Here is a 7,295-nt window from a genome sequence, read left to right as displayed (position 1 = left end):
TCGCCGGCCAGGGCCTGACCCTGTCTCCCACCACCGAGGTGCTCCTGGAGGAGTCCATCCTCGGCTGGAAGGAGTACGAGCTGGAGCTGATGCGGGACAAGCACGACAACGTGGTTGTCGTCTGTTCCATCGAGAACTTCGACCCCATGGGCGTGCACACCGGCGACTCGATCACCGTCGCGCCCTCGATGACGCTGACCGACCGCGAGTACCAGCGGCTGCGTGACATCGGCATCGCGATCATCCGCGAGGTCGGGGTCGACACCGGCGGCTGCAACATCACGGCCATGTTACGTTCTGTGCTGCAATCCCTCGCTTCCGGTTAGTAAGCGAGTCAGTAGCCGATGCCAGTTTTACAGGCGAAGGACGCCTTCGTGTGTGGCGTTATAGCTGTCTTATAGGCGTCTTGGTAGCCCGGATCGTCCGGCCCTATGTAGTCGCTAGGCTTGATGATAATTCCGTGCGAGTTTAGAAGTATGTAAGGGCGATCGTGGCACTCTATTTCGGCTCGCCAGTATTGCTCTTGTCTCGACTCGGGCGTGTCAGGCGGAAACGCATAGCCGGAAAGCACACCCAGGGCGGCAAGCCCCATGGCAATTGCGGCGGCCACGACCCAGCGAGGATGCCGCTCGTCCCAGGTTGCTTCTGCTTTCTTCTCCATATGGATACTCAGGTTATTTCAATATCGTAAGCCATGGTCTAATTATTTCCTAGATTAATTGCACTTCAGGCATTCAAAAGGCCGGGGAGGTTGTAGCCTCCCCGGCCTCTGGATCGCCGCTGTTGCTTAGGCGATCTTCATGCCGAGCCCGTTCCAGTTGCCCGCGCCCGAGTCCCAGGTATTCGCCGGGGAGCCGAATGTCGAGCCGTTCGATGCGAAGAGGAACTGAGCTGTCTGGTCGCCCTCGTACGCGAAGTACATGCCGATGTCGGCCTTGGTGTCGCCGGTGAACTCACCGACGAAAGGCTTGATCTGGCTGTAGCCCCACGAATGCTCGCCTGAGTCCCAGCCGGTTCTCGGTGCAGCAACGTTGCCGCTGCCCGTGGAATCGAAGACGTACAGAACGACTCGCTCGGTGGTCGGGTAGCCGTAGACGACGCCCATGTCGGGAGTACCGTCGCCGTTGAAGTCACCCATGAGCGGCTTGCTGTACGACCAGGCCCAGGTGTTGGACGCGCCGGAGTCCCACTTCTTCACGGGTGCGTTGAACGCCCCGCTTCCGGTAAGGAACGTGAAGACCGCGCTACGGTCGCTACCGTAGTTGTAAAGCGCCTCCAAGTCCGTCTTGCCGTCGCCGTTGAGGTCACCCGCAACGAGCTTGGCACCAGTAGCGTCCCAGCTTCCTGCGCCGGAGTTCCACCAGCTCACTGGACTCGCGAAGTTCCCCGCCCCGTCGCCGTTGAGCACGAAGAGGGAGGTTGTGGCACCGGTGTAGCCGTACATCAGGGCCAAATCCGCCTTGCCATCGCCGTTGTAGTCACCGACGACGGGCGAACTCTGTCCCCAGTCCCAACTGTTGGCCCCGCCGGAACTCCACTTCGACACGGGAGAGCCGAAGGCGCTTCCCGTCGAGGTGAAGGTGAAGATGGCGGTTGAAACGTTGTCGTACTTGTACTGCACGCCGACGTCGGCCTTGCCGTCGCCATTGAAGTCGCCGACGAAAGGCTTGGTGCGGAACTGATCCCAGCCACCAACGCCGGAGTCCCACCACTTCACCGGAGCGGCGAAGCCGCCGGAGCCGTTTCCGATCCAGACGAACAGCGCCGAGTGACCACCGCTGTAGTCGTAGAACGACGCAACGTCGGTCTTACCGTCGCCGTTGTAGTCGCCCTGGAACGTACCCGAGTTGTCGGACGCGGGCGGCGGCGGCGGAGGCGGGGGCGGCGGCGGAGTCACCACATCGGAGATGTGTATGAAGCCGGACGGCCAGGCGCTGCTACCGGCAGCAATGGTGCGCTTCCGATAGTTGTACATGGGCGTTGAGCCGTTGTAGTCCTCCGCCACGATGGAACCGTCAGTAGCATTGACGGAATCCACGTAGAGCACGTGACCGGCACTCCCAGCGCCGTGGTAATTGACGTCGTACCAACCTATGGAACCCGGCGCCGGCGAGCCGTTGTACGTGTAGCCGAGCGCAATGGCGTTGTTCTTCCACTGGTAGGCATTTCCCCAGTGGCCGTTTACGCCGTTGTGGGCCATGTTGTTGGTGAAGTCCACGCCGTTGTCGTTGTTCAGCCTCCAAGCCACGAACGAAGTGCATTCGCGGTTGTAGAACTGCCACGGATCGACCAGTGCGTCACCTGCTGGACTTGCCAGGTACGACGGGTAGTCGTTCGTTCCGACCGTGGCACTGGCCGGAGTCACGCCGGTGAAGACGACGAGCAGGGACACCGCGAACGCGAGAAGCGCCGCAAGAGGCCCTCGTCTTGCGCGACCCATCCGGGGTCGCGTGTGTGGAATTCTCACTCCACACTCCCTTCATTCGTCGGATGCTGACCGTTGTGCGGGCAGCCCAAAGAGGCATCAGGGAATTCACGAAGGAGAGATGTGAAAGGTCGCCTGCTTCCTGGCTGGGCTAATTTCCCTTGCGCAAGCGGCAGCTGACGTAATATGAAGGAATATTTACTTCCTTGCAAGCATGAGCAAGTTGAGGTACAGGCTTTTCCGACGTTGAGGTAGTGCAATATTTGGCCCCGAAGATGGCTGGTGCACTACTCAGTCACCAGCCGTTGCCAGGGCATTGCCACCCCAACCCGCCAACCGGCCGGACAGTAGTGCCATGGACACCACGACAGGTCAACTCGTCGAAGCCGCCCGGTTTGGGGGTGATGCTTCTGCCCGACAGCGACATAGCCACGTGGGTACGCCACTCCCGCCGTGAGCAGGGACTACCCCAGAGGGTGGCAGACCCGGACACGATTGCGGCCCTGGCGAACCTCGTCCGCATCGCACTGGATACAGAAGAAGCCCGACAGGGCCGCAACGAAGCGTGGTCGGCTACACCTTCCACCTGATCTCGATGTACTCCAGGTTGAACTTGTAGCCGCGCCACATGCCACGGCCGGAAGTGGCGGGGTGCACGATGACGCGCTCAACTACCAGTGCGACAACGGCACTCCGCCACGCCAAACCGGCCGTGGCCCATGCTTCTCGGATCGTTTGCTCGGCCGGTACGAGTGCCAGTGTCTGAGCGTCTTGGTACTCGCTGAGCGCTTCCCGCGCCTCTTCTACGGCAGCGGCGGCAATGCCCTTGGCTAGAGCGAACTCCTCGCGCGTCAACAGGTCGTTGGCGTAGTCGGTGACGAGCGACTTTGCTTTGGCCTTCCGCCGCTCGAACTCGTCCACCAACGCCCGTACCGTCAGCTCATCCGCCGGAGGTGCCAGGGTGACGGCTACCTTCGGGTCATCGAAGACGTGCAAGACGGCTTCCGTCACCAGGAGTTCGAGTGGATCTGCGGCGCGGTACAACTGCCCGCACCCGATAGTCCCGCCGTGGCCGTCCCCTGCTTGGCAGCGATAGCGACGTTGGGCAGCACGGTCTTTCTCGGCCGTCCGGCCCGCACCCGTCATCTTGCTGCCGCACCGACCGCAAGAGGCCACCCCGGTGAGTAGGTACCTCCGGGCGGGTTTCCCCTTGCGGGTACCACGTGAAGCGGCGGCAACTCGGCGGGCCGCCATCTGTTCGTACTGGTCGCGCGTCAGGATGGCGGGCCACACCGCCGGGTACTCCATCCCGTTGTGTTCCCGCACCCCGATGTAGCGCTTCTTGAGAAGGATGCGCGACAGGTTTTCGGTGCGCCACTTCCCTCCTTGTGCAGCGGGTACGCCCCGGCTGTTGAGGTCGAGCACGATGTCACTGACGGTTTCGCCGCTGATGTAGCGCTTGGCGCACTCGCGAACGATGGCGGCTTCTGACTCGCGCAGCGTCACGCCGTCCGACTCGTAGCCGTACGGTCGCTTCCCGCCGTGGTTCTTACCCGCCTGCGCGTTCTTCTGTTGCTTGCGCTTGACCCGCTTCGAGATGCGGGCGGCTTCCAGCATGGCGTTGTTCACCGCGTTGATGGCGGCGTGCACGCCCTCTTCTGTTGAGAGGTCGTAGCTGATGCCATCCGTGGTCTGGATGCGCCGGAGTGCCGTTGTCTCCGCCATGCGGATGAGGGACAGCAACTCTTCCAGCCGCCGGTACAGGCGGGGTACCTCAGTGATGAGGATGATGTTCACGCGGCCGGACTTGACGGCCATGAGAAGCCGCACGTAGTCGGGGCGCGGCTTCTTGCTGAACTTGGATGCACCGATGTCGTTGTCGGAGTAGGTACCGACTACTGGCCAGCTGTTGTCAGCGGCGTAGTCCTGGCACTCCGCGACCTGGATGCGGACGTTTTCACTCTCTCCGCTGCGGTCTTCGCTGAGCCGCGCATATATAGCGGTGTTGAGGAAAGATACGGGTACTTCGGGTAGTAGGGTCGGCATGGTTGGGTGCTCCCTATTGTACGGATTCGGGAGCGTTCGCCTAGGTGCTCAATCTGGTGCAAAAGCCGCCGCCTGCCCTCCCTCCGGGGCCCGCACCGACCCCTCTTGGTCGGGTGGTTTGGCTATACGTGGCGAAGCCGATGGAGGAGGCGCAGGCCGGGGACAGCGTGGCGCTGCTGCTGCGCGGAGTGCCGCGGGACGCGGTGCGACGCGGGCACGTTGTCGCGGCGCCGGGCAGTGTGGTGCCTCGGCGGCGGTTCTCGGCGCAGGTGTATGTGCTGTCCGCGCGCGAGGGTGGGCGTACGACACCCGTCTCCACGGGATACCGGCCGCAGTTCTACATCCGGACCGCGGATGTCGTGGGTGATGTGCACCTCGGTGAGGTGGCTGTCGCGCGGCCCGGGGAGACGGTCACGATGATCGTCGAGCTGGGGCGTGAGGTGCCGTTGGAGCCGGGGCTCGGGTTCGCCATCCGTGAGGGTGGGCGGACCGTGGGGGCCGGGACCGTGACCGCCGTGGAGTGAGGGGGTTCGATTTGGGGTGCGTGGGGGAGTGCGGGGCCGTTGTGGCTGGTCGCGCAGTTCCCCGCGCCCCTTTGGGGCACTTCTTCCAGGCACAATAAGAGGGTGAACGACGAGTCGATACCCGTTTCCCGTGCCGTCGATCATGGGTTTGCCAAGCTCATGCCCGATGTCGACCGTGAGCGGGCCTGGCTGCTCACGGTCGACGGGGCGCCCCAGTCGTACGTCGATCTCGATGAGCCGACGTATCTGGAGTTCGAGTACGCGCGTCGGCTCGGGCACGTCCTGGACACCGTCGCCGAACAGGGGCGGGCGCTGGACGTGCTGCACCTCGGTGGTGGCGCGCTCACGCTGCCCCGGTACGTCTCCGCGACCCGGCCCGGTTCCCGGCAGGACGTCGTCGAGGCCGATCGCGGGCTGCTCGACCTGGTCGTCGAACACCTTCCGCTCCCCGCCGACGCGGGCATCGCCCTGCACGCGGCCGACGCCCGCGCCTGGCTCGAAGCCGCCCCCGACGACAGTGCCGACGTGCTCGTCGCCGACGTGTTCGGCGGCTCACGCGTTCCGGCGCACCTGACGTCCCTGACGTACGCCGAAGAGACCCGGCGCGTGCTGCGCGGTGACGGCGTCTACCTCGCCAACCTGGCCGACGGCGCGCCCTTCGCCTTTCTGCGCTCCCAACTCGCGACGTTCTCAGCGGTGTTCGAGCATCTGGCGCTGATTGCCGAGCCGGGTGTCCTGCGGGGCCGGCGTTTCGGCAACGCGGTGCTCGTCGCCGCGCACCACCCTCTCGATCCGGCCGCCCTGGCCCGCCGTGTCGCCTCCGACGCCTTTCCGGCCCGCCTCGAACACGGGCCCGCGCTACGGGAGTTCATCGGGGGCGCCGCACCTGTCCGGGACGAGGATGCGGTGCCTTCACCGGTGCCGCCGAACGGAGCGTTCGGGATCGGGTGAGGCTCGGAGCCGGGCTCGCTTCAGGGCGGCGGATGGAGTGTCAGCCGCCGGTGCTCTCCAACTCGCCCTTCACCGGCGCCTCCTGGGCCGAGTCGCGGGGAGTCGCCCTTGTGTGTCGGGTGAGGTTGCGTACGTCCCGTACGGACAGGGCCGCCGCAGTCACCACCACGATCAGGGCCGCGCAGCCCCACAGGGCCGGTGTGCGGCCGAAGGCGTGTTCCGCCGGGCCCGCCAGTGCCGTGGCCAGAGGGAGCAGCGCGACCGAGCCGAACCAGTCGTACGCGGAGACACGGGAGAGCTTGTCCTCGGGGATCTCCTGATGGAGCGCGGTCATCCAGCTCACGCCGAACACCTCCTGCGTCACGCCGGTCGCGAACATCACCGCGCAGAGCACGGCCATCGGCGCCGGTACGGCGAGCGCGGCGGCGGGCAGGGCGAGGGGGAACACGCAGAGGGTGCCGGCGAGCAGCAGCCGGCGTGGTCTCCAGCGCGTCATCAGCAGGGCGCCGGCGACCGTGCCGGCCCCGAACGTGGCCAGCGCGAGTCCCCACGGGCCGGCCCCGCCGAGACTGTCGCGGGCCACGAGCGGGCCGTACACCGACTGGGCGGCGCCGATGACCGCGTTGGCGACGGCGAACTGGACGACGATCACCCACAGCCAGGACCGTCCGGCGAACTCCCGCCAGCCCTCCCGCAGATCGGCGAGCATGCCGCCGCCCGGCTCGCGCGCCGGGATGTGACTCACGTCGAGGAACGAGCGCAGCGCCCCGGCGACGGCGAACGCCAGCGCGTCCACCGCGAGGACCCAACCGGGGCCGAGTACGGCGACCATGGCGCCGCCGAGGGCCGCGCCGCCCATCGAGGCGCTCTGCATGGCCATCCGGAACACCGCGAAGGCGCGGGCGGCCTGGTCGCCCTTGACCGAGGACAGCAGCATGCCCTCGGCCGCCGGGCTGAAGAACGCCTGCCCGGTGCCGCCGAGGGCGGTCAGCAGCATCATCTGCCACAGCTGTGGCTCGCCGACCAGGACCAGCACCGCGAACACCGCCTGTGAGAGGCAGTTGAGGGCGTTGGCGGCGACCATCACGTGATGCCGGGGGAGCCGGTCGGCGACCGCGCCGCCGATCAGCAGGAACAGCACCAGCGGCAACGTCCGTGCCGCCGCGACCAGCCCCACGTCACCGGCGTCGCCGCCCGCCTCCAGCACGGCGAACGCGGCGGCGATCATCGCCCCGTTGCTGCCGAGGTTCGTCACGACCGCCGATGCGGTCAGGAGGCTGTAGTTGCGGCCCGCCCAGTCGGGGCGGCGTGGACGTGCGGTGGGGGAGCCGACGGAGGTCACCGGGCGA

The 7,295-nt window shown here is 65.9% G+C and carries 5 protein-coding genes and 2 pseudogenes; 3 read left to right on the top strand and 4 right to left on the bottom strand.

Going from position 1 to position 7,295, the window contains the following annotated elements; genetic code table 11:
- A pseudogene (locus STRTUCAR8_RS29630) lies at positions 1 to 281 on the top strand (ATP-binding protein); the annotation flags it as partial.
- A 53-nt stretch (positions 282 to 334) separates the two neighbouring features.
- Here STRTUCAR8_RS29630 and STRTUCAR8_RS52890 read toward each other — a convergent pair.
- The 3 genes from STRTUCAR8_RS52890 to STRTUCAR8_RS29620 form a co-directional block, all read right to left on the bottom strand.
- A complete protein-coding gene (locus tag STRTUCAR8_RS52890) occupies positions 335 to 661 on the bottom strand; it encodes a hypothetical protein (protein WP_143666534.1) in 327 nt (108 codons plus the stop codon).
- 126 nt (positions 662 to 787) lie between these two features.
- On the bottom strand, positions 788 to 2,392 hold the full coding sequence (locus STRTUCAR8_RS29625) for an FG-GAP-like repeat-containing protein (RefSeq protein ID WP_048818848.1): 1,605 nt from the start codon (positions 2,390 to 2,392) through the stop codon (positions 788 to 790).
- A 606-nt stretch (positions 2,393 to 2,998) separates the two neighbouring features.
- A complete protein-coding gene (locus tag STRTUCAR8_RS29620) occupies positions 2,999 to 4,471 on the bottom strand; it encodes a recombinase family protein (protein ID WP_006379767.1) in 1,473 nt (490 codons plus the stop codon).
- Between the two features lie 134 nt (positions 4,472 to 4,605).
- On the opposite strand from STRTUCAR8_RS29620, the pseudogene STRTUCAR8_RS29615 reads away from it, so the two are divergent.
- A pseudogene (locus STRTUCAR8_RS29615) lies at positions 4,606 to 4,995 on the top strand (EF-Tu C-terminal domain-related protein); the annotation flags it as partial.
- A 159-nt stretch (positions 4,996 to 5,154) separates the two neighbouring features.
- On the top strand, positions 5,155 to 5,946 hold the full coding sequence (locus STRTUCAR8_RS29610) for a spermidine synthase (protein WP_086025820.1): 792 nt from the start codon (positions 5,155 to 5,157) through the stop codon (positions 5,944 to 5,946).
- Between the two features lie 40 nt (positions 5,947 to 5,986).
- On the opposite strand, the gene STRTUCAR8_RS29605 is transcribed toward STRTUCAR8_RS29610, so the two are convergent.
- Positions 5,987 to 7,288, bottom strand: a complete 1,302-nt coding sequence (locus tag STRTUCAR8_RS29605; RefSeq protein WP_006379781.1) for an MFS transporter — start codon at positions 7,286 to 7,288, stop codon at positions 5,987 to 5,989.
- Positions 7,289 to 7,295 lie beyond the last annotated feature (7 nt).

Source organism: Streptomyces turgidiscabies Car8 (genome assembly GCF_000331005.1).
Classification (GTDB): Bacteria; Actinomycetota; Actinomycetes; order Streptomycetales; family Streptomycetaceae; genus Streptomyces; species Streptomyces turgidiscabies.
The sequence above is the reverse complement of the archived record's forward strand: the minus strand, read 5'-3'. Positions and strand labels throughout refer to the sequence as shown.